This is a genomic window from Chryseobacterium sp. YIM B08800, assembly GCF_026163565.1.
Taxonomy (GTDB): domain Bacteria; phylum Bacteroidota; class Bacteroidia; order Flavobacteriales; family Weeksellaceae; genus Chryseobacterium.
The window spans coordinates 38,763-59,496 of record NZ_JAPDKN010000036.1; the positions used below are offsets into that span (position 1 = coordinate 38,763).

Here is a 20,734-nt window from a genome sequence, read left to right on the forward strand (position 1 = left end):
TATGAGCGAACAACACCACGATGCTTACGAGAATATGACAGATAAGCAGAAAAACCGCACCATCTGGAGCGTCATCACTGCATCATCTCTCGGTACTTTGATAGAATGGTATGATTTCTATATTTTCGGAAGTTTGGCCGTCGTTTTAGCGACAAAATTCTTCCCTGCAGATAATCCTACCGCAGCATTTTTATCTACACTGGCAACTTTTGCAGCAGGATTTGTAGTAAGACCTTTCGGAGCTTTATTTTTCGGGAGATTGGGAGATATTATCGGAAGAAAATATACTTTTCTCGTTACTTTATTAATCATGGGATTCTCCACATTTCTAATCGGATGTATTCCCGGATATGAAACTATAGGATATTTGGCGCCAGTATTAGTTTTAATCTTAAGACTTTTACAAGGTTTAGCTTTAGGAGGAGAATATGGTGGAGCAGCAACTTATGTGGCGGAATATTCACAGCCACACAGAAGAGGTTATTGGACTTCATGGATTCAAACTACCGCAACTGCCGGACTTTTCATTTCATTAATTGTAATTTTAATCACAAAAAATTCACTTTCTGCTGAAGATTTTGATTCTTGGGGGTGGAGAGTTCCATTTTGGATTTCAATTTTAATGGTGGGAGTTTCTTATTTCATCAGAAAAAATATGAAAGAATCTCCTCTTTTCGCAAAAGCTAAAAGTGAAGGAAAAACTTCTAAAAATCCTTTAAAAGAAAGTTTCGGTAATAAATTCAACTTCAAGTTTGTCTTATTGGCATTATTCGGAGCTGCGATGGGACAAGGTGTAATTTGGTATACAGGACAATTTTACGCAATGAGTTTCCTCCAAAAAGTAATGAATATCAACTCAATGCAGGTAGACTATTTAATGGCAACAGCTTTATTGATGGGAACTCCTTTCTTCGTATTTTTTGGTTGGCTTTCAGATAAAATCGGTAGAAAAGCAATTATGATGACCGGAATGCTGGTTGCGATTTTAGCCTACAGACCGATTTACGACGCTATGTACAAAAGCGTGAACATTGAAGCTAAAACGGTTGCAAGTGACGGCATCAAAGAAACCAGAGTTGCAGCAATTCATAAAGATATCGCAACAGACAGCTTAATTACTTTCCATAAAGAAACAACTTTTACCGACGGAACTTTAATTAAAAAGGACAGTATTGTTCATTGGTCTGCAACAGGTCCGGTAATGAAAGACGGAAAAGCCGAAGAACCAAAAGTTTCCACAGCAATTACATTGAACGACGACACAAGATGGTATTTGGTATTTCTGGTGTTTATTCAGGTGATTTTTGTGACGATGGTTTATGGTCCGATTGCAGCATTTTTAGTTGAAATGTTTCCTGTGAGGATCCGTTACACCTCGATGTCTTTACCGTATCACATTGGTAATGGAGTTTTTGGAGGATTACTTCCCGCGGTTGCCACTTATCTCGTAACTTCAGGAAAAGATGCAGGACACCCAACTTGGTATCTTGAAGGACTTTGGTATCCGATTGGAGTTGCCGCAGTCTGTTTAGTCATCGGATTGATTTATCTTAAAAATAAGAACAACAATATCCACGATTAATAGGGATAATCACTTAAAAATTTATTAATTTTAAATCTACTAAAATGAACGGATTAAAAAAAATATTAGGCATTGTCTGGATTTTAGCCGCATTAGTTGTTGCCTACTTCGGAATAACAGTAATGGGAGTCCCTAAACTCACTTCAGGAAAACAGGAAGACCTTGTATTCGGAATCATCATACTTTTTGTATTGGTGCCGATCGTAACAGGCGGAATGGCAATTTTCGGATACTATTCTTTAACAGGAGAATATTCTGACGATAAAGTTTAAACTATAAATGATAGATGATAATTGATGAATGATTTCGGTCTATTCATCAATTATCTTTATCATTGATTATTCAATATTCATGAAAAAGCGACACGAACAAAAACTGATTATTCTGAGCATAGGTTTACTTATTGCTTTCAGCATTCCTGTTTCATTGCTTTTTAACAGTGAAAGGGAGATTTTCGGTTACCCCATGATCCTCGTTTATTTATTCGCAGTCTGGATGATCTCCATCATTATTTCTTTTGTAATCGTAAAAAAATATGATGAGTAGTTTCGCATTATTTATCGTTGTTTTGATTTACCTCGCACTTTTGTTCTTAGTTGCCCATTTGGCAGAGAAGAAGAAGAGTAAGCTTTGGATTAACAACCCTTACATTTACGCATTGTCTCTTGCGGTGTATTGCACTGCATGGACGTATTATGGAAGTATCGGCGTAGCAGCGACAAGCGGTCTCAATTATTTACCTATTTACATCGGACCAATAATGGTAATTCCTGCGTGGATTTACATTAATACAAGAATTGTAAGAATCTCAAGAGTCAATAAAATCAGTAGTCTTGCAGATTTTATTTCTTTGCGATACGGAAACAGGAGAAGTTTCAGCGCCATCATTACTTTGGTTTGTCTTTTTGCAATCATTCCTTATATCGGATTACAAATAAAAGCTATATCTGAAACATTTCACTTAGTAACAGAAACCAGTGTTTCCAAAAACATTTTTACCGACAGCGGAACCTTTGTAGTTGTTTTAATCGCAGTATTTTCATCTTATTACGGAACAAAATATGTGGATGCTTCCGAAAAACGCTTAGGAATCATCTCCGCAATCGCACTAGAAAGTTTTCTTAAATTATTTTTCATCATTATTTTAGGATTGTTTGTTATTTATTATGCTTTTGACGGATTTTCAGATTTATATCAAAAGGCAAGTAAATTTTCTGATTTTAAAGCAAAAAATACATTCAACGGAATTGAAGGCGCTATGAACTGGATGGTTCTCTGCTTAATTTCCGGAACGGCGATCTGTATTTTACCAAGACAGTTTCATACCGCAATTGTCGAAAACAGACAGGAAAAACACATCAAAACAGCAATCTGGTTTTTTCCTCTGTATCTTTTAATATTCACTATTTTTATTTTCCCGATCGCTTGGGGCGGAAGATTGATTTTTCAAGGTCAAAACGTAAATCCGGAGTTCTACTCTATTCTGATTCCGCAACATTTTGACAATACTTTAATTACCGTTTTGGTGTTTTTAGGAGGTTTAAGTTCTTGTATTTCAATGATTATTATTTCAGCAATAACATTATCAATTATGCTTTCTAACAACCTAATTATTCCTTACGGATTATTGGGGAAATTTAAAGCTGAAAATGAAACTCAAAATACCAGAAATATCACCAACGTTCGTAAATTTTCAATTTTTGGATTGATTATCGTTGCGTTTGCTTTTTATAAATATTTCATTTTAAAAACTTCATTAGATTCGGTTGGCTTAATTTCGTTTGTCATTATCGCACAATTGGCTCCTGCATTTTTTGGCGCTATATTTTGGCGAAGAGGAAGCTACAAAGGCGCGATCATCGGGCTTTTTGCAGGATTAATTATTTGCTATTTCGGATTGATTGTACCCCAATATTATTTTTCATACAACTCAGAAATCAAAGGAGCTTTACGGGATATGTATGACGTTTTCGACTTCTTCAGTATTCCGTATTTAGGAAGAATTCCTGAAATTTTCTTTTGGTCGATCTTAGTGAATACAGGTTTGTTTACCATCCTTTCTGTAAGCATGAAGGGAAATTACCGTGAAAGAAATTTTGCCGAATTATATGTTGACATTGATAAGTACATTCAAAATCACGAGAATGCTTTTATCTGGAGAGGAACCGCCTATGTTTCTGACATCAAAAATATTCTGGAACGTTTTTTAGGCAAAAAGAAAACCGAACAGGCAATGCGGATCTTCAACATTAAATACAATATCGATTCGCAAACTGAAACCGCTGATTCAAGATTTATAAAATTTTCCGAAAACCTTTTGGCTGGAAGAATCGGGACAGCTTCTGCGAAAATTTTAATTGAAGGCGTTACAAAAGAAGATAAAATTTCATTGAAAGAAGTTTTAAATATCCTGGAAGAATCTAAGGAGAATATCACTTTAAATAAGAAGCTTACTGAGAAATCTGAAGAACTGAAACAACTTTCAAACGATTTGAGTGCAGCCAATGAAAATTTAATTGTAAAAGACCGCCAGAAAGATGATTTCTTAGATTCTGTTGCACATGAATTAAGAACTCCAATTACAGCGATTCGTTCAGCGGGAGAAATTTTAGCAGATGATGACGATATTCCTTTAGATATTAAAAGGGAATTTTTAAATAACATCATCACAGAATCTGACCGTTTAAGTGAGATCATCAACGATATTCTTTATTTGGATAAACTTCAGCATGGAGAAATTACTTTAAACATTCAGGAGAATAACATTATTGAAACTTACAAAAAAGCTTTAAACCCTATTTTACATTTGATTCAGCAGAAATTCATTCATGTAAGCGAAGTTGATCTACTTCATAATTATCTGTTTGAATATGATGAAGCTAGAATGATTCAGTTATTCCAAAATATCTTAGGAAATGCTTTAAAGTTTACTGAAGAACAAGGTACAATCCAGACTAAATTTTCAGAAAAAGATAATTTTTTAACCATCAAAATATTCAATACCGGAAAAAATATTCCGGAAGAAGATCTGGAAGTGATTTTTGATAAATTTTACCAGTCTAAAAATCAAAATATTATAAAACCAACAGGAAGCGGTCTCGGTCTTGCCATTTCAAAAAGAATTGTAGAAGCCCATAACGGAACCATAAAAGCAGAAAACAGTGGATTAGGGGTGACTTTTACAGTTACTTTACCAAAGGAGAATAACGTCCAAAATGACGAACCCGGCAGGGTTTAATAAAAATAACCGTAGGTGAAACCTATGGAAAATGAAAATTCAACACAATCAAGAACCCGACAGGGTTCAATTTTAAAACAAACACAAATGGGAACATATCGACAAATATTTTATCATATCGTTTTCGGAACAAAACATCGAGAACCAACAATTAATGAAAATAATGAAGCAGAGCTATACAAATATATTTAGGGAATTTTAAACAATAAAAAATGTAAATTATATAGAATTAATGGAATGCCAGACCACATTCATATTTTTTGTGACCTCCATCCAAACATCACTCTTAGTAATTTGGTAAAAGATATCAAAGTTGCAACAAACTTATGGATGAAAGAATCAGGCTTGTTTCCCACATTTACTGGATGGCAGGAAGGTTACGGAGCATTTACCAACTCAATAAGAGATAAAGAAAGAATTATAAATTATATAAAAAATCAAAAAGAACATCACAAAACGGAAACTTTTGATGATGAATTTAAAAAGCTTTTAACAGAACATGGAATCGAATCATTCGAATGAACATAAATTTATTCAACCCTTGCGGGTTGGTTTAATGCAAATTATAATCTGTATTCCATAGGTTTCACCTACGGCTATTAAGATTGAACCTTTCAGGTTCTCAAAGAAAATATAAAAAACAATGAAGTTGAACCTTAACGATGTACAAAAATGAAAAAAATATTAATCGCGGATGACGAACATAAAATATTAATGTCTCTAGAATACAGCTTTCGGAAAATAGGATACGAAGTGTACATTGCAAGAGACGGGGCTGAGGTTTTAGAGTTTCTTAAGACTCTTGTTCCGGATGTTATTTTATTAGACATCATGATGCCAAATCTTGATGGATACAGCACTTTAGAGGAAATTAAAAAAAATGAAGGTTTGAACAATACAAAAGTTCTTTTTTTAAGTGCCAAAAACAATCCGAAAGATATAGAAAAAGGCTTAGGAATGGGAGCTGATGCGTATGTAACAAAACCTTATTCCATAAAAAAACTGATTCAGCAGATTGAGGAACTTTTAGGATAATTCAAACACAAATATCACCAATGGATTAAACAAACAACACAACTTCTTTAGTGTCATTCGTGGAAAAAATTAGTGTAATTAGTGTTTAAAAAAACAAACACAGAAAATATGAATACTGACGATTTATTTAAACAAAGCATAGAAAACAAAGAGCAATTCTGGAAAGAACAAGCTCAGGAAATTTCGTGGTTTGAATTCCCCAAAACGATAATTTCAAAAGATAAAAACAGCTACACGCAATGGTTTGAAGACGGAAAACTCAATATGTCATACTTGTGCATCGACAAACATATTGAAGATGGTTTTGGGGAAGAAATTGCGATTATTTACGATTCTCCCGTTACGAATCAAAAGAAAAAATATACTTTCAATCAGGCAAAAGAAGAAATATCAAAATTAGCCGGTGGTTTGGTTTCTTTAGGTTTAAAAAAAGGCGACACCGCTGTAATTTATATGCCGATGATTCCGCAGACGCTTTTTGCAATGTTGGCTTGTGCGAGAATCGGCGTGATTCACAATGTCGTTTTCGGAGGTTTTGCGCCAAACGAATTGGTTGTAAGAATTGACGATTGCAAACCAAAAGCTTTAATTACCGCAACCGCAGGAATCGAAATTGCCAAAAGAATTCCTTATCTGCCTTTAGTAGAAAAAGCGATTGAATTAGCGCAGGATAAAGTAGACAACATCATTGTTTTCAATAGAAAGCTGACTGATAATAAAGATGAAATGTTCGAAGGAATTGTTGATTACGAAGAATTGGTTTCAACATCAGAACCAGCAGATTCTGTCTCTGTAGAATCCAATCATCCTTTGTATTTATTATACACTTCCGGAACGACTGGAAAACCAAAAGGAATCACAAGAGATACAGGAGGCTATGCTACTGCTTTAAAATTTTCTATGAAATATATTTATGGAATTGAGGAAGGCGAAACTTTTTGGGCAGCATCCGATTTTGGTTGGGCAGTTGGTCACAGTTACACGGTTTACGCTCCTTTAATCAACAGAAATACAACGATTATTTTTGAAGGAAAGCCGATTATGACTCCCGATGCAGGAACTTTTTGGAGGATTATTTCTGAACATAAAGTTTGTGCAATGTTTACGGCTCCAACTGCGATTAGAGCTATTAAAAAAGAAGACCCGAATGGCGAGTTAGTTAAAAAATATGATTTAAGCCATTTCAAAAAACAATTTTTAGCAGGTGAAAGGTGTGATGTAGCCACTTTAGACTGGTTTGCAGAACACATCGGAGTTCCTGCCATCGACCATTGGTGGCAAACAGAATCTGGCTCGCCAATGCTGGGTTTAATGACTTTTAATGATGATTATAAAATTAAAAGAGCGGCTGCAGGAAAGCCAATTCCAGGGTATGATATTAAAATTTTTGATGAAAACGGTTATGAATTAGACGAACACAAGGAAGGATATTTAGTCATCAAACTCCCACTTCCTCCGGGTGCTCTTTTAGGGGTTTGGAATGATTATGAACGTTTTGAAAAAAGCTATTTATCTCAATACAAAGGATATTATTTTTCAGGAGACGGCGCAATAAAAGATGAAGACGGTTATATTTTCATTACCGGAAGAGTGGATGATGTAATCAATGTTGCAGGACACCGACTTTCAACTTCCGAAATGGAAGAAATTGTTTCGTCTCATCCAGATGTTGCCGAATGCGCAGTTGTAGGAATTGATGACGATTTACGTGGACAAGTTCCTTTTGCAACCGTTGTTCTGAAAAATGGTTCAGAAATTTCGGAAGAAAATGTAGAAAAAGAAATTATTCTGAAAGTAAGAGAAAAAATAGGCGCCGTTGCTTTTTTAAAAAGCGTGATGGTCGTAAAAAGACTTCCAAAAACAAGATCCGGAAAAACTTTAAGAAAACTCATCAGAACCATTATTGATAATAAAGAATTTCAGACTCCTTCGACGATTGATGATGAAAAAATTATTGATGAAATTCAAGAAAAATTCAAGACTTACAAAGACAAAAAATAATTTAAAATAAATAATTTCTAAAAAAAAGAAAGTATGAGAAATTACGTGATAGAAGATTTACCGCACTACTTTGAAGAGTACAAAAAATCAATAAAAAACCCTAAAAAATTCTGGGATAAAGTTGCTGATCAGAATTTTGTATGGTATCAAAGATGGAGCAAAGTGGTAAAATATGATATGAATGAAGCAAAGATCACTTGGTTTAAAGATGCTAAATTAAATATCACCAAAAACTGCCTCGACAGACATTTATCGGTAAGAGGAGAAAAAACTGCTATCATTTGGGAACCGAATGATCCCAAAGAAGAAGCACAACACATTTCTTACAACGAATTATATACAAGGGTTAATAAAACAGCCAATGTTCTTCGCGAAATGGGAATTGAAAAAGGCGACAGAGTCTGTATTTATCTTCCCATGATTCCTGAATTGGCAGTCACCATGTTGGCTTGTGCAAAATTAGGAGCAGTTCATTCTGTAATTTTTGCAGGATTTTCAGCTTCGGCCGTGGTTTCAAGAGTAAATGACTGTGGCGCAAAAATGTTGATTACTTCAGACGGAAGTTATAGAGGAAGCAAAGTTTTAGATTTAAAATCAATTATCGATGAAGCGGTAGAAAAATGCCCGACTGTAGAAAAAACTTTGGTGGTGAAAAGAACTCACAACGAAGTAAAAATGAAGGAAGGCAGAGATTTCTGGATGGATGATTTATATGAAAAAGCTTCTGCCGATTTCGTCACCGTAATTATGGATGCGGAAGATCCTTTGTTTATTTTGTACACTTCAGGTTCTACAGGAAAACCAAAGGGAATGCTTCACACTTCCGCAGGTTACATGGTATATTCAGCATACACTTTCAAAAATGTTTTCAATTATCAGGAAAATGACATTTATTGGTGTACTGCAGATATTGGGTGGATAACTGGGCATTCTTACATTCTTTACGGACCATTATTAAACGGTGCAACAACCGTAATTTTTGAAGGAATTCCAACCTATCCTGAACCGGACAGATTTTGGGATGTTATTGAAAAACATAAAGTAACCCAATTTTACACTGCTCCAACTGCCATTCGTTCTTTAGCAAAAGAAAGTACAGAATGGGTTGATAAGCATGATTTAAGTTCATTACGAGTAATCGGATCTGTTGGAGAACCTATTAATGACGAAGCTTGGCATTGGTTTAACGATCATGTGGGAAGAAAAAAATGTCCGATTGTAGATACTTGGTGGCAAACAGAAACCGGAGGGATTATGATTTCCCCTCTTCCTTTTATAACACCCACAAAACCAACGTATGCAACACTTCCATTGCCTGGAATTCAACCTGTTTTAATGGATGATAAACGCAACGAAATTACAGGAAATCAGGTGACAGGAAATCTTTGCATCCGTTTTCCATGGCCGGGAATTGCAAGAACCATTTGGGGCGATCACCAAAGATATAAAGAAACTTATTTCTCTGCATTTCCTGGAAAATATTTTACGGGAGATGGTGCTTTGAGAGACGAGGTTGGTTATTACAGAATTACAGGTCGTGTAGATGATGTGGTGATTGTTTCTGGTCATAATTTAGGAACTGCACCAATTGAAGACAGCATTAATGAACATCCTGCTGTTGCAGAATCTGCCATTGTAGGTTTCCCACATGATATTAAAGGAAGTGCTTTGTATGGTTTTGTGATTTTAAAAGAATCTGGAGAAGGTCGTCAGAAAGAAAACTTGAAAAAAGAAATTAATCAATTGATATCTGATCAAATAGGCCCTATTGCAAAATTAGATAAAATTCAGTTTGTTTCGGGACTTCCGAAAACCCGTTCAGGAAAGATTATGCGTAGAATTTTAAGAAAAATTGCTGAAGGAGATTTCAGTAATTTCGGTGATACTTCTACACTATTAAATCCTGAAATTGTGGAAGAGATTAAAAATGAAAGAATTTAGATTTAAAAACTTTTGATAATAAACGAACTCTGTATTTATTACAGAGTTTTTTTGTGCTTAAAGGTTTAAAAACAGTTTATTCCAAAATAGATAAAATCTTAATTTTTACTAAACTTTTATAGATAAAATAAAATATTGTAAAAATTATTAAATTTTTAATAAACATATTGAAAATATTTCTATCTTTAGATAACAAATACAAAACAATATTACTATGTCAAGCATCTTAGCAGGATTATTTGGACCGCACAGTGATTACAAAAAACTCGAGAAGGAAATTGAAGGTTTAGGATTCTTAGATTCCGAGTACATTGTGTACCTTAGTGACGATCATCATAACTCCCAGTACTTGGCGAGTGTGGAAATAAAAAACAGAGATTTGACCGAAAAAGTGAGGCATATCTTTGATGAAAACCATGTGCATAAAACCTATTTATTTGAAAATATGAGCATCGATCAGGCTTCTTATATAAATTTGAAAAGATTGATTGATGCGCGTAGCAAAGCTGAAATTCACAGCAGCCCGGATGTGAGAATAAAAGCTCAGCACGACGGAATTAATTCTGAAGTAAAAGCATAACATTAAAAACTAAAAACTTATAACCGAATCCGCGGAATTTATTTCTGCGGATTTTTAGTTTTATAAATCGACCAATCATAATATTTTTCGTATTTTCGTTTAAATAAAGCCTTTTACACAGATGAGTTACGACTTGGAACAAGAAAATAAAGAAATCTCTGCGAGGTATAAAGACCTGATTTCTAACACATACAGAACTTTGGATGAAGAAAATAATAAACTCATCCGAAAGGCTTTTGATATTGCTCTTGATGCTCACAAAGATCAAAGAAGAAAATCTGGTGAACCCTACATTTATCACCCTATTGCTGTTGCTAAAATTGTTGCAACAGAAATTGGTTTAGGAGCTTCATCAATTGCCTGTGCGCTTTTACACGATGTTATAGAAGATTCTGAATACACTTACGAAGATCTGAAAAAGATTTTTGGAGAAAGAATCGCTGGTGTTGTCAATGGATTGACGAAGATTTCTATCATGAATCATCAGAATATTTCTGTACAGTCTGAAAACTACAGAAAATTGCTATTGACACTCTCTGAAGATTTCCGTGTGATCCTGATTAAAATTGCAGATCGACTTCACAATATGCGAACGCTGCAAAGTATGGCGCCCGATAAACAGAAAAAAATTGCTTCTGAAACGGTTTACATCTATGCACCAATGGCTCACAGATTGGGATTGTACAACATCAAATCTGAGCTTGAAGATTTATCTTTAAAGTATAATAATCCCGATGTTTATAATGAAATCACCGAAAAATTGGAATTGGCAAAAGAAAGCCGAATCCGCTACATCGATGAGTTTACCAAAGAAGTTTCTGAAAGATTAAAAGATGAAGGTTTAAATGTAAGCATAAAAGGTCGTGCAAAAGCCATCTCTTCTATTTACAGAAAAATGCTTAAACAGGGAGTTTCTTTTGAAGAGGTTTTTGATAATTACGCAATTCGAATCATTTATAAATCTGATGCAAAGAATGAAAAGTTCCTTGCATGGAAAATATATTCTATCGTTACAGACGTTTATCACAGTAATCCATCGAGAATGCGTGACTGGATTACCCAACCGCGTTCTACTGGTTACGAAAGTTTACATTTAACTGTTCTAGGTCCCGACCGAAAGTGGATTGAAGTACAGATCCGTTCCGAAAGAATGGATGATATTGCCGAAAAAGGTGTTGCTGCCCATTACAAATACAAAGAAGGTTACAAACAAAGCAACGATGACCGAAACTTCGAAAAATGGGTTACCGAAATACGTGATGTACTCGAACAACAGCAGAATCTCACAACTTCTGAGCTTTTAGATAATATTAAACTTAATTTATATTCTAAAGAAGTTTTTGTATTTACACCAAAAGGTGAAATTAAAATTCTTCCAACCAATGCAACGGCTTTAGATTTTGCTTTTTCGGTGCACTCGGATTTGGGAATGAAATGTTTAGGAGCAAAAATCAACGGGAAATTGGTACCTATTTCATACGTTCTTCAAAACGGCGATCAGGTAGATATTCTTTCGTCTCAAAATCAAAAACCAAAATTTGACTGGCTTGATTTTGTAGTGACTTCAAAGGCAAAATCAAAAATTAAAAGTTATCTTAATTCTGAGAAAAACTCATTTGTAGAAGAAGGAAAAGAGATTTTACAGAGAAAACTTCGTCATGCAAAAATTAATTTTAACGACGAGGAAATCAATAAACTTCAGAAGTTTTTCAACCTAAAATCTTCTCAAGAGCTTTTCTTAAAATTCCAGACTAACGAACTGGATGCAAGCAGTTTAAGAAAATATATTGAAAGTAAAAACGTTTTCAATAATCTACTTTCGAGATTTAAGAGAAATACCAATAAAAACCAGCATTACGAAGAGCCGAAAGAAATCAATCTCGATATGATTGTTTTTGGGAAAGATGAAGAAAAGCTCAATTACAGTTATGCAAAATGTTGTACGGTAATTCCGGGAGACAAAATATTTGGTTTCATTACGATTTCAGACGGAATTAAAGTTCACAGCGACAATTGTCCGAATGCGATTAATCTTCGTGCACAATATGATTATCGCGTCATTCCTGCAAAATGGGTGAATGAAGAAAGCTTTAAAAACCGTATTAAAATTGAGATTGAAGGTCTCGACAGAATGGGAATGATTAACGACATCACCACCGTAATCAGTGGCGCAATGGGAATGGATATGAAGAGTATGTCGATTGAGTCTAACGACGGAATTTTCACAGGAAATATAAATTTAGAAGTAAAACATAAAGGTCAGCTTGAAGAAACCTTCAAAAAATTAAAGGCAATCGACGGAGTTTCAAGAATCAGACGTATTTAAAATAAAAAAAATGATGCTGACCCAGTATTTTAAAAAATTTTTCCAAAGCAATCAATCATCCGGAGTTTTACTCATCTTATGTGTGGTTTTTGCATTAATTATTGCAAACTCATCCTTAGGAATTGGTTTTCAGCAATTTTTAGATTTTCAATTAGGTTTTGAAGATTTACATTTAAAATATCCTATAAGTATTTGGATAAACGATGGTTTGATGGCAATTTTCTTTCTCTTGGTTGGGTTGGAAATCAAACGAGAATTGGTAGAAGGTGAGCTTTCATCTTTTAAAAATGCTTCACTACCTATTTTTGCTGCAATCGGCGGAATGTTGGTTCCTGCAGTTATTTTCACGGCATTTAATTTCGGAACAGATTACAGCAACGGATGGGGAATTCCGATGGCGACTGATATTGCTTTTTCTTTAGCAATCATTTCAATGTTGGGAAAAAAAGTTCCGGCTTCGCTAAAGATTTTTCTGGCAGCTTTGGCAATTGTAGATGATTTGGGTGCTATTTTGGTAATTGCTATTTTTTATACCGAACAAATTCACTGGATCTATCTTTTGCTTTCTTTCGGTATTGTTGCAATTTTATTTCTTTTAAATTATCTGAAGGTTACAAAGCTGGTTTTCTATATCATTCCGGGAATATTTTTATGGTATTTTCTGCATCATTCAGGAATTCACGCAACGATTGCAGGAGTTTTACTGGCATTTACGATTCCAACAAATGTTTCTAAAACAAAAATCTCACCTTTAGAAAAACTTGAACATTCGCTGCATTTTCCGGTAAGCTTTATCATAATGCCGATTTTCGCATTGACAAACACCAATATTGCGTTTAACAGCAGTATGGTTGACGGATTATTCAACAGTTTAGGATTAGGAATAATTGGCGGACTTGTTTTGGGTAAACTGATAGGAATTAATCTTTTCTCATTGATTGCGATAAAACTAAAAATCAGTTCACTTCCACAACGTTCTTCATGGAATCAGATGATTGGTGTCGGTCTTTTAGCGGGAATAGGATTTACAATGTCGATATTCATTGCCTTGCTTTCTTTTAAACACGAAATATCTTTTCAGGACGAAGCTAAATTTGCGATTCTGATTGCTTCATTTATCGCAGCGGTTTCCGGATATTTGATTTTAAATTTCAGTGCGAAGAAAAAGAGAGTAAAAAAACACAGGAAAATCAGTTCTTCTTAACGGTCCAGTTGCCTTTAAGACTGCCCATTTCCCAAGTTCCCATTTTTGAATTAAGATTACCTATCAGAATAAAACCCGATGGCGCTCTGTTGGTGGTATTGAAAGATGCATTGATAAAACCTGTAAGATAGCTTTCGCTCGAATTCAGGGTGTTTCTTGTTATTTCTATTGTGCCTTTTTCGCTTACATTAATGATTAGATTTCTACTCACATCTCCGGTGTAAGTTCCTGTATAATTTCCTTGATATGGTGAAACAGTATTCTGTTCTTGTTTATTTTCATAAATCTGATCTACAACATCTTCGCAAGATTGTAAAATCACAAAAGATATTATTGTAAATACAGCCAAAATACGCTTCAACTTAACTTTCTTTTTTATCATGATAAGGTCTTCGGTGCTCATCATCACTTTCTAGATTGGGTTCAGAATTTTGAGAATGATAATTTTTCGCCTCTCTTTTTATTTCGTCTGAAAGCAATTTTTCTATTCTTAATTTTCTCAATGCCATGTTCAGTTCGTTGCCAAAAAGCAAAAGATAAACATTTACATTTACCCAAACCATCAATAAAATCATACTTCCGATGGAACCGTAAAGTACGTTATAACGAGCAATATTTTTAACATAAAGAGCAAAGAAATACGTGGTAATCACAAACAGAACCGTCGTAAGAATTGCTCCCGGAATTGCCTGTCTGAATCTGATAATCTTCACCGTTCCCAACCAATAAAACATCGCTAAAAGAATAAAGTAAAAGAGCGGAAACGACACAAAACCAATGATTTTAGAAAGGTTTTTCACAAGCCAGGAGATATCATAAGACGGTGTAAACAGCTTAAGTACAACTTCCACATAATAAACTCCGAAAAGCGCTAAAAATATGATACTTACGAAACCAATTGTGATAAAAAAAGAAAGAATAAATTCTTTTACATCCGTCAGTTTTTCTTCTGAGTTTTCGTTGAATCCATTGATTAAAGAGAAAGTACCGTTTGTGGCAAAAACAAGTGCTACAAGAATTGTTAAATTACTGATTCCCTTCATGTTTGGGATAATATTATCTTCGATATAATTTCTTACGTCACCTTCGATATTTGATGGGAAAATATTATGCATTAAAACTTCAAAAATATAAAACTGAAGCTTATCATAATGCGGCATATATGGAATTACCGAAAGTAAGAAAAGTAAAAAAGGGAATAAACTTAAGGTAAAGCTCCAAGAAATACTTGCTGCTTTTCGGCCAATTTTCCCTTTAAAAATTCCTGAAATGTAGATCTGAAACATCTGCCAAAGTGATATTCCGAGTACCGGAAGATGAATATCGTCTAGAAACTCTTGAAATTTCAAGATAAATTTAGGAATTTTTAAAGCCATAAAGTATATTTGCGCTTAGCAAATATAAGAAATGCGAATCAGTTTAGTTTGTATTGGGAAAACAGATGACAAAGAAATTACATCTTTAATCGGTTATTACCTTACCCGGCTTCCAAAACACTGGAATTTTGAGATTATAGAAATTCCGGATGTAAAAAATGCCAAAAATCTTTCTTCCGATCTTCTCAAAAAAGAAGAAGCCAAATTATTTTTAAATCAAATCGATAAAAATGATCTGGTTATTATTCTCGATGAAAAAGGAAAACAGTTTACAAGCCGTGAATTTTCTCAGAAAATAGATTCGTGGATGAATTCTTCGGTAAAAAAAGTTCATATTCTGATTGGTGGAGCCTACGGTTTTTCAGATGAAATCTACAGCAGAGCCAACGAAAAAATGTCATTATCTAAAATGACATTCACGCATCAAATGATACGGTTATTTATTGTGGAGCAGTTTTACAGAGCTGATCAGATTTTACAGGGAAAACCTTATCACAACGATTAAAAGATTGACAGGTAGCAGGAATTAGATAATAGGTAGCATCAGAAGAATATATTTTTATATTATTTGAGCAACTGTTAAAATATATTTTACTTTAAAATAATTATTCCCGCAGATTTTACGTTTTATTTCACTTACGATCTATGAAAATCTGTGAAATCTGCGGGAAAATAAAAAAACAATTTATTTTTGTAAACCAATCTGTCTTTTTGCCTCTCCTACCACGAATGCAACCGAGTTTGCGATATTAAAACTTCGAATCAGTTTAGACATCGGGATCGTTAAATGATTTTCAAAACGGTCTAAAACCTCTTTGCTCAAGCCTACACTTTCTTTTCCGAAAACCAGCCAGTCACCATCCTGAAAATCAGTTTCCAGATAAGATTTTTCAGCATGTGAACTCATCAGAAAAACACGAGACAGATCGGGAATATTTTTCATCCATTCGTCAACATTTTCATATTCTGTAACATCAAGGTGTACCCAATAATCTAAACCGGAACGTTTCAGGTTTTTATCATCAATCAAAAATCCGAAAGGATGTATTAAATGCAATCTGCTTTCGGTTCCTACACATAATCTTCCGATATTACCGGTATTATTAGGGATCTCTGGTTCTACGAGAACAATATTTAACATGAATTTTTTAATTTTTATTTAAATGATGAATCTGTTTTATATCTGTATCTAACTTCAGTGAAAGATGATAAATAATATCTGAAGTATTCTTTTTTATTTTTAATTACACCCTCAATCGTTTTGAATCTTTTTAATTGCGAATTACTGGGAAAAAGGATTGATGAATTATTACTCCTGCATATTATACATTTGTCATCCAAAACTGATCTTCGTGTACAAACTAAACATTTTTGTAAGTTCAAAATTCTGTTTCTCAATTCATTCTGTTCACTAGATAAATATTGTGAAGGGATTTTTTTCAATATCTTAAAAAAATTCAAGGTATTGAATGAATTAAAAGGTAAATACTGTGTAGGATCAAAAACATATCCGTCAATAAAAATATCTTCATCCTTTATTTTAGATAAATTTAGCCAATACTCTCCTTCTCCCCCTTCAATCTCTATTTTTTTAATTTCCTGCCAGTTTACGTTCATAAACTTTTTCAAAGAGGTCTCGTAGTATCTGAATCCTGCCGCATTGATCTTTGTGATTCTATTTTTTTGTAAATATGAAATAATACATTTTTGACATAAATATTCATCATTAAAATGCTCTACTTTCTTTATGCTGCTACAGTTATTACAGGTCAAATGGAAGATCTCTTTATATTTTCTGCAAATATCCAAACATTTACCGTTTGCCTCGGCACGAAAACCTTTAATAACAAATTCGCCCCAAGAATATTTATAATTGAGCGGTACATCATTGGTCCATCCATTAGCCGATAGATCATCAAACATTTTTCTCAAGGTTTTTCTCCATCCGGTTGGAAAATCTTTAACTACGTACTCAATATATAAGTTTTGAGTCATTCTTGAAAAATCATAATTCCTTTTTTTCAATTCATCAATTGCACCGGAAATATATTCTTTTTGATAACTGAAACTATCGACATGTACTTGGTAAACTAATGTATCGGTATTTTCTTTTTGAATTTGCTCTTTGTAAGGGTTTTCCATAAGTAAAATATGCTAAATTATTTTTTCGCACACTTACTTTCAAACTCTGTCAATAAAGCTTTTTCGTGACCCAATGCAGCGGCTTTATCTAAATTGGAGCAAGCTTCTTTATCTTTTGCAGATTCAAACAAAATGGTTGCTTTTGTAACATACGATTGCGAAAATTTAGGATCGATAGAAATTGCTTTGTTGATGTCTGCTAAAGCTTCTTTTGATTTTTTCATTTTCAGATAGATATCTGCTCTTCCATTGTATAATAAAGATTCCGGTTTCTCGGTAAGCATTAAGTTATAATCTTTTAGAGCACCTTCTAGATCTCCATTATTCTTTTTCAGATTGGCTAAACCAGTTCGTGCAAAAATATTATCAGGTGCAAAAGTAAGGATCTGTTTTAAATCTGCCATCGCCAAATCTTTTTTACCTAAATTATTGTAAATCTTAGACCGGATTAAATAAATTTCAGCATTTTCAGGCTCGAGTTTTACTCCTGTATTAGCGTATTCTAAAGCTTTGGTACGATTTCCTTTTTGATTGTGTAAGGAAGCCAGATTTTCATAGACAGCAATAGATTTAGGATTTGATTTTAAAGCAGATTCGTAAGATTTAAAAGCCGAAGTCGTTTTACCTAATCGTCTCTGCGAAGTTCCTAAACTAACGTAATAATCTGACTGATATTTCTGAATATGTTCCGAAAGCACCAATTTTGAATATTGCTCTTCAGCACATTGATAATCAGCTTTTTTAAAACATTCTTCAGCTATTTTTTTATCTTGAGCAGATAAAAAATTAAGAGACGTTAGTACTACGCTAAGAACGAGTAAATGTTTTTTCATGGGTTTATAGTTTGTTTATTGATTACTTTTTTTGCGAGCATAGCAAAAAGCCCTCCCAATAAAGTTCCAACAAACGCCCCTACCAAAATATCTATCGGGAAATGTACTCCTAAATATATGCGGCTGTAAGCTACCACTGCAGCCCAGACAAATATAGCATAAGGAAACCACTTAAGCTTATCTTTCAATAAAAAACTTAGATAGCTTGCTAAAAAGAAAGTATTTGAAGCGTGTGCAGAGTAAAAACCATATTGCCCGCCACATTTTACAATACGCATAACGTTTTGAAGTGAAGGGTCATGACAAGGTCTTAGTCTTGCAACACCATATTTAAAAATCCCTGAAACCTGATCTGAAACAGTCACTCCAATTGCAATGAAAAGGAGAATATACAGCAGAGATTTTAATTTAAAATTTTTGTAAAGAAGATAACAGAGAATCACATACAACGGAACCCAGATCCAGGTTGCAGAAATCATCATCCAAAACTGGTCAAACGGAGTGTCGCCCAAATTGTTGAGATAAAGGAAAAGATTTTTATCTTCCTGAATAATTTCTTCCATATTTTAGCGGCTTACCGGTCCTTCGTAAGTTTCATCATCTGCAGGTTTTACTTTTGGCAATTCGGTTGCAGAAGGCTGTTCCTTTAAAATATTTTCTTCGATGTTCTTCATCGGGTTAAAATCTTTGGCAGCATCTTTCACTTTCTCGATCTCACGTTTTATTTCAGAAACAGGATTATCTGTCTCTTTCATGATCTCAGTTTTGATGTCTTCTACTGCGCCACGCATTTTTCTCACTCCCGCTCCAAGGTCGCGAGCAATCTGAGGTAGTTTATCCGGACCAAATAAAACTACAATTGCAATGGCAATAAGTGCCATTTCTCCAATGCTTAATTCCATGGCGCTAAATTACAAAAGATTATATATATAAAATATGATATGTTTAATTTTAAATAAATTTTAAGATTTATTTTTCTGAAAAGCATAATAAGTAATCACAACACTTACAGACATCAATATAAATGCTAAAAAGAAAGGTGCTCCTGAAAACTTAAACGGCGCTTCATCATGAGTGAAAAAGTAAAATAAATTGGTCATTACAGGTGGACCTATAATGGATGTTGCACTCATTAAACTCGTTAAAGCTCCTTGCAATTCTCCCTGTTCGTTTGAAGGAACCGATTTTGTAATCACAGATTGTAAAGCCGGACCACAAATTCCACCCAGACAATAAGGAATTAAAAAGACAAACATCATCCAACCTTCGGATGCGAATGAGAACAGCAACAATCCTATTGCGTATAATATTAATCCGTAAAAAATACTTTTTTGTTCACCCAGCTTTGGAGTTGTCCATCGGATTAAAACTCCCTGAACCAAACCTACCAAAAGACCAACGACTCCTAACGAAATTCCGACCATTCTTTCTGTCCAGTCAAATTCGTACATCGTAAAGAAACTCCAGTTACTTTGTACTGCATGACCTGCAATGTAAATTAAAATTAAAGCAAAGATCAATCCTGAAATTTCAGGATGTTTTCCTAAAAACTTAAATGAACCAACAGGATTTGCACGTTTCCAGCTAAACTCGCGTCTTTTATCTTTATCTAAACTTTCAGGAAGAATAAAGTAGCCATAAAGGAAATTTAAAAGACATAAACCTGCAGCTGCATAAAATGGAACTCTGGCTCCATAATGACCTAAAATACCTCCTAAAACAGGACCAATAATAAAACCTAAGCCAAATGCAGCACCAATTAATCCGAAGTTTTTGGCTCTGTCTTTATCGGTAGAAATATCGGCAATATATGCACTCGCTGTAGTAACACTTGCCCCGGTAATTCCTGCAATAATTCTCCCTATAAACAACCAAATAATTGTTGGAGCCAAAGCAAGCAAAATATAATCAATAGCAAAACCGAAAAGAGAGATCAAAATAATAGGTCTTCGACCAAATTTGTCACTCAAATTTCCTACAACCGGTGAAAAAACAAACTGAACGAAAGCGTAGGCAAAACCAAGCCAGCCACCATATTTTGCAGCTTCACTGATGTCTGCATGAATCAGTTCTTTGATCAGTTGCGGAACTACAGGAATGATGATTCCCCACCCCGTTATATCTATCAGCAACGTGATAAATATAAAACTCATTGCTGCTTTCTTTTTTGAATTTTCCATTGTTGTGCAAAAATAGGTAAATCGGAAAAAATATTCGTGTTAAATTAATGAATTGTTGTTGGTTGATAGTTGGTAGTTTTTGGTTGATGGAATAGCTGTTTTAGTTTTAATTAAAATCAAATTATGCATATCCGTTTTCCCATCATAATAAAAATTTTAACGCAATGAGCGCAAAGATTTCTTTAAACAATTCGCTGTTTTTAAGCTCGCAAAGGCGTTTGACTTCGTCTAATCTTCGATTTCACTTAGATAAGCACACAAAGATTTTTTTAATATGACAAAAAAGCGGACAATCC

General features: G+C 34.2%; 20 protein-coding genes. 12 read left to right on the forward strand and 8 right to left on the reverse strand.

From position 1 onward, the window contains the following. Position 1: 1 nt before the first annotated feature. The 11 genes from OEW74_RS14110 to nhaA all read left to right on the forward strand — a co-directional run bounded on the left by OEW74_RS14110 (position 2) and on the right by nhaA (position 13,907). Entirely contained in the window at positions 2-1,582 is a 1,581-nt protein-coding gene (locus OEW74_RS14110) for an MFS transporter (RefSeq protein ID WP_265429088.1), read from the forward strand. A 44-nt stretch (positions 1,583-1,626) separates the two neighbouring features. Continuing rightward, on the forward strand, positions 1,627-1,854 hold the full coding sequence (locus OEW74_RS14115; RefSeq protein WP_066679784.1) for a DUF6814 family protein: 228 nt from the start codon (positions 1,627-1,629) through the stop codon (positions 1,852-1,854). 79 nt (positions 1,855-1,933) lie between these two features. After that, a complete protein-coding gene (locus OEW74_RS14120; protein WP_102981271.1) occupies positions 1,934-2,128 on the forward strand; it encodes a hypothetical protein in 195 nt (64 codons plus the stop codon). After that, complete coding sequence (locus tag OEW74_RS14125) at positions 2,121-4,820, forward strand: ATP-binding protein (protein WP_265429103.1); 2,700 nt, start codon at positions 2,121-2,123, stop codon at positions 4,818-4,820. The genes OEW74_RS14120 and OEW74_RS14125 overlap by 8 nt, the downstream gene beginning before the upstream one ends. Positions 4,821-5,015: 195 nt before the next feature. Next, a complete protein-coding gene (locus OEW74_RS14130) occupies positions 5,016-5,342 on the forward strand; it encodes a transposase (RefSeq protein WP_265429104.1) in 327 nt (108 codons plus the stop codon). 150 nt (positions 5,343-5,492) lie between these two features. Then, complete coding sequence (locus OEW74_RS14135) at positions 5,493-5,855, forward strand: response regulator transcription factor (protein WP_265429089.1); 363 nt, start codon at positions 5,493-5,495, stop codon at positions 5,853-5,855. A 108-nt stretch (positions 5,856-5,963) separates the two neighbouring features. Continuing rightward, positions 5,964-7,856, forward strand: a complete 1,893-nt coding sequence (locus tag OEW74_RS14140) for an AMP-binding protein (RefSeq protein WP_265429090.1) — start codon at positions 5,964-5,966, stop codon at positions 7,854-7,856. Positions 7,857-7,889: 33 nt separating this feature from the next. Next, entirely contained in the window at positions 7,890-9,797 is a 1,908-nt protein-coding gene (gene acs, locus OEW74_RS14145; RefSeq protein ID WP_265429091.1) for an acetate--CoA ligase, read from the forward strand. Between the two features lie 214 nt (positions 9,798-10,011). Beyond that, positions 10,012-10,377 (forward strand): hypothetical protein, encoded by a 366-nt coding sequence (locus OEW74_RS14150; RefSeq protein ID WP_265429092.1) that lies wholly within the window; start codon positions 10,012-10,014, stop codon positions 10,375-10,377. 121 nt (positions 10,378-10,498) lie between these two features. After that, positions 10,499-12,703 (forward strand): RelA/SpoT family protein, encoded by a 2,205-nt coding sequence (locus OEW74_RS14155; protein WP_265429093.1) that lies wholly within the window; start codon positions 10,499-10,501, stop codon positions 12,701-12,703. A 10-nt stretch (positions 12,704-12,713) separates the two neighbouring features. Then, complete coding sequence (nhaA, locus tag OEW74_RS14160) at positions 12,714-13,907, forward strand: Na+/H+ antiporter NhaA (RefSeq protein WP_265429094.1); 1,194 nt, start codon at positions 12,714-12,716, stop codon at positions 13,905-13,907. Here the strand turns inward: nhaA and OEW74_RS14165 are convergent. Further along, positions 13,894-14,289: a hypothetical protein gene (locus tag OEW74_RS14165; RefSeq protein WP_265429095.1), complete on the reverse strand. Its 396-nt coding sequence runs from the start codon at positions 14,287-14,289 to the stop codon at positions 13,894-13,896. The genes nhaA and OEW74_RS14165 overlap by 14 nt on opposite strands. Then, positions 14,270-15,283, reverse strand: a complete 1,014-nt coding sequence (locus tag OEW74_RS14170; RefSeq protein ID WP_265429096.1) for a YihY/virulence factor BrkB family protein — start codon at positions 15,281-15,283, stop codon at positions 14,270-14,272. Before OEW74_RS14170 ends, OEW74_RS14165 begins: the two co-directional genes overlap by 20 nt. Before the next feature lie 31 nt (positions 15,284-15,314). Here OEW74_RS14170 and OEW74_RS14175 point away from each other — a divergent pair, with 31 nt between their 5' ends. Continuing rightward, positions 15,315-15,788 (forward strand): 23S rRNA (pseudouridine(1915)-N(3))-methyltransferase RlmH, encoded by a 474-nt coding sequence (locus OEW74_RS14175; RefSeq protein WP_265429097.1) that lies wholly within the window; start codon positions 15,315-15,317, stop codon positions 15,786-15,788. A gap of 180 nt (positions 15,789-15,968) precedes the next feature. Here the strand turns inward: OEW74_RS14175 and OEW74_RS14180 are convergent, their stop codons facing one another. From OEW74_RS14180 to OEW74_RS14205, 6 genes are read right to left on the reverse strand one after another with little or no spacing between them, the layout of a single operon-like run. Then, on the reverse strand, positions 15,969-16,424 hold the full coding sequence (locus OEW74_RS14180; protein ID WP_265429098.1) for a tRNA (cytidine(34)-2'-O)-methyltransferase: 456 nt from the start codon (positions 16,422-16,424) through the stop codon (positions 15,969-15,971). 14 nt (positions 16,425-16,438) lie between these two features. Beyond that, the gene (locus OEW74_RS14185) at positions 16,439-17,425 is read right to left on the reverse strand and encodes a hypothetical protein (protein ID WP_265429099.1); all 987 of its coding nucleotides are present in this window, start codon (positions 17,423-17,425) and stop codon (positions 16,439-16,441) included. Positions 17,426-17,442: 17 nt separating this feature from the next. Next, on the reverse strand, positions 17,443-18,258 hold the full coding sequence (locus OEW74_RS14190) for a tetratricopeptide repeat protein (protein ID WP_265429100.1): 816 nt from the start codon (positions 18,256-18,258) through the stop codon (positions 17,443-17,445). Then, positions 18,255-18,821, reverse strand: a complete 567-nt coding sequence (locus OEW74_RS14195) for a phosphatase PAP2 family protein (RefSeq protein ID WP_265429101.1) — start codon at positions 18,819-18,821, stop codon at positions 18,255-18,257. Before OEW74_RS14195 ends, OEW74_RS14190 begins: the two co-directional genes overlap by 4 nt. Before the next feature lie 3 nt (positions 18,822-18,824). Continuing rightward, on the reverse strand, positions 18,825-19,160 hold the full coding sequence (locus OEW74_RS14200; RefSeq protein WP_074228196.1) for a Sec-independent protein translocase subunit TatA/TatB: 336 nt from the start codon (positions 19,158-19,160) through the stop codon (positions 18,825-18,827). A gap of 60 nt (positions 19,161-19,220) precedes the next feature. Continuing rightward, complete coding sequence (locus OEW74_RS14205) at positions 19,221-20,438, reverse strand: TCR/Tet family MFS transporter (RefSeq protein WP_416207911.1); 1,218 nt, start codon at positions 20,436-20,438, stop codon at positions 19,221-19,223. Positions 20,439-20,734: the final 296 nt, after the last annotated feature.

Coding starts and splice junctions, on each gene's coding strand:
- OEW74_RS14190 (WP_265429100.1), bottom strand. CDS start 18,258: ATGAAAAAACATTTACTCGTTCTTAGCGTAGTACTAACGTCTCTTAAT.
- OEW74_RS14125 (WP_265429103.1), top strand. CDS start 2,121: ATGAGTAGTTTCGCATTATTTATCGTTGTTTTGATTTACCTCGCACTT.
- OEW74_RS14180 (WP_265429098.1), bottom strand. CDS start 16,424: ATGTTAAATATTGTTCTCGTAGAACCAGAGATCCCTAATAATACCGGT.
- OEW74_RS14110 (WP_265429088.1), top strand. CDS start 2: ATGAGCGAACAACACCACGATGCTTACGAGAATATGACAGATAAGCAG.
- OEW74_RS14155 (WP_265429093.1), top strand. CDS start 10,499: ATGAGTTACGACTTGGAACAAGAAAATAAAGAAATCTCTGCGAGGTAT.
- OEW74_RS14140 (WP_265429090.1), top strand. CDS start 5,964: ATGAATACTGACGATTTATTTAAACAAAGCATAGAAAACAAAGAGCAA.
- OEW74_RS14165 (WP_265429095.1), bottom strand. CDS start 14,289: ATGATAAAAAAGAAAGTTAAGTTGAAGCGTATTTTGGCTGTATTTACA.
- acs (WP_265429091.1), top strand. CDS start 7,890: ATGAGAAATTACGTGATAGAAGATTTACCGCACTACTTTGAAGAGTAC.
- OEW74_RS14115 (WP_066679784.1), top strand. CDS start 1,627: ATGAACGGATTAAAAAAAATATTAGGCATTGTCTGGATTTTAGCCGCA.
- OEW74_RS14135 (WP_265429089.1), top strand. CDS start 5,493: ATGAAAAAAATATTAATCGCGGATGACGAACATAAAATATTAATGTCT.
- nhaA (WP_265429094.1), top strand. CDS start 12,714: ATGATGCTGACCCAGTATTTTAAAAAATTTTTCCAAAGCAATCAATCA.
- OEW74_RS14170 (WP_265429096.1), bottom strand. CDS start 15,283: ATGGCTTTAAAAATTCCTAAATTTATCTTGAAATTTCAAGAGTTTCTA.
- OEW74_RS14120 (WP_102981271.1), top strand. CDS start 1,934: ATGAAAAAGCGACACGAACAAAAACTGATTATTCTGAGCATAGGTTTA.
- OEW74_RS14175 (WP_265429097.1), top strand. CDS start 15,315: ATGCGAATCAGTTTAGTTTGTATTGGGAAAACAGATGACAAAGAAATT.
- OEW74_RS14205 (WP_416207911.1), bottom strand. CDS start 20,438: ATGGAAAATTCAAAAAAGAAAGCAGCAATGAGTTTTATATTTATCACG.
- OEW74_RS14185 (WP_265429099.1), bottom strand. CDS start 17,425: ATGGAAAACCCTTACAAAGAGCAAATTCAAAAAGAAAATACCGATACA.
- OEW74_RS14200 (WP_074228196.1), bottom strand. CDS start 19,160: ATGGAATTAAGCATTGGAGAAATGGCACTTATTGCCATTGCAATTGTA.
- OEW74_RS14195 (WP_265429101.1), bottom strand. CDS start 18,821: ATGGAAGAAATTATTCAGGAAGATAAAAATCTTTTCCTTTATCTCAAC.
- OEW74_RS14150 (WP_265429092.1), top strand. CDS start 10,012: ATGTCAAGCATCTTAGCAGGATTATTTGGACCGCACAGTGATTACAAA.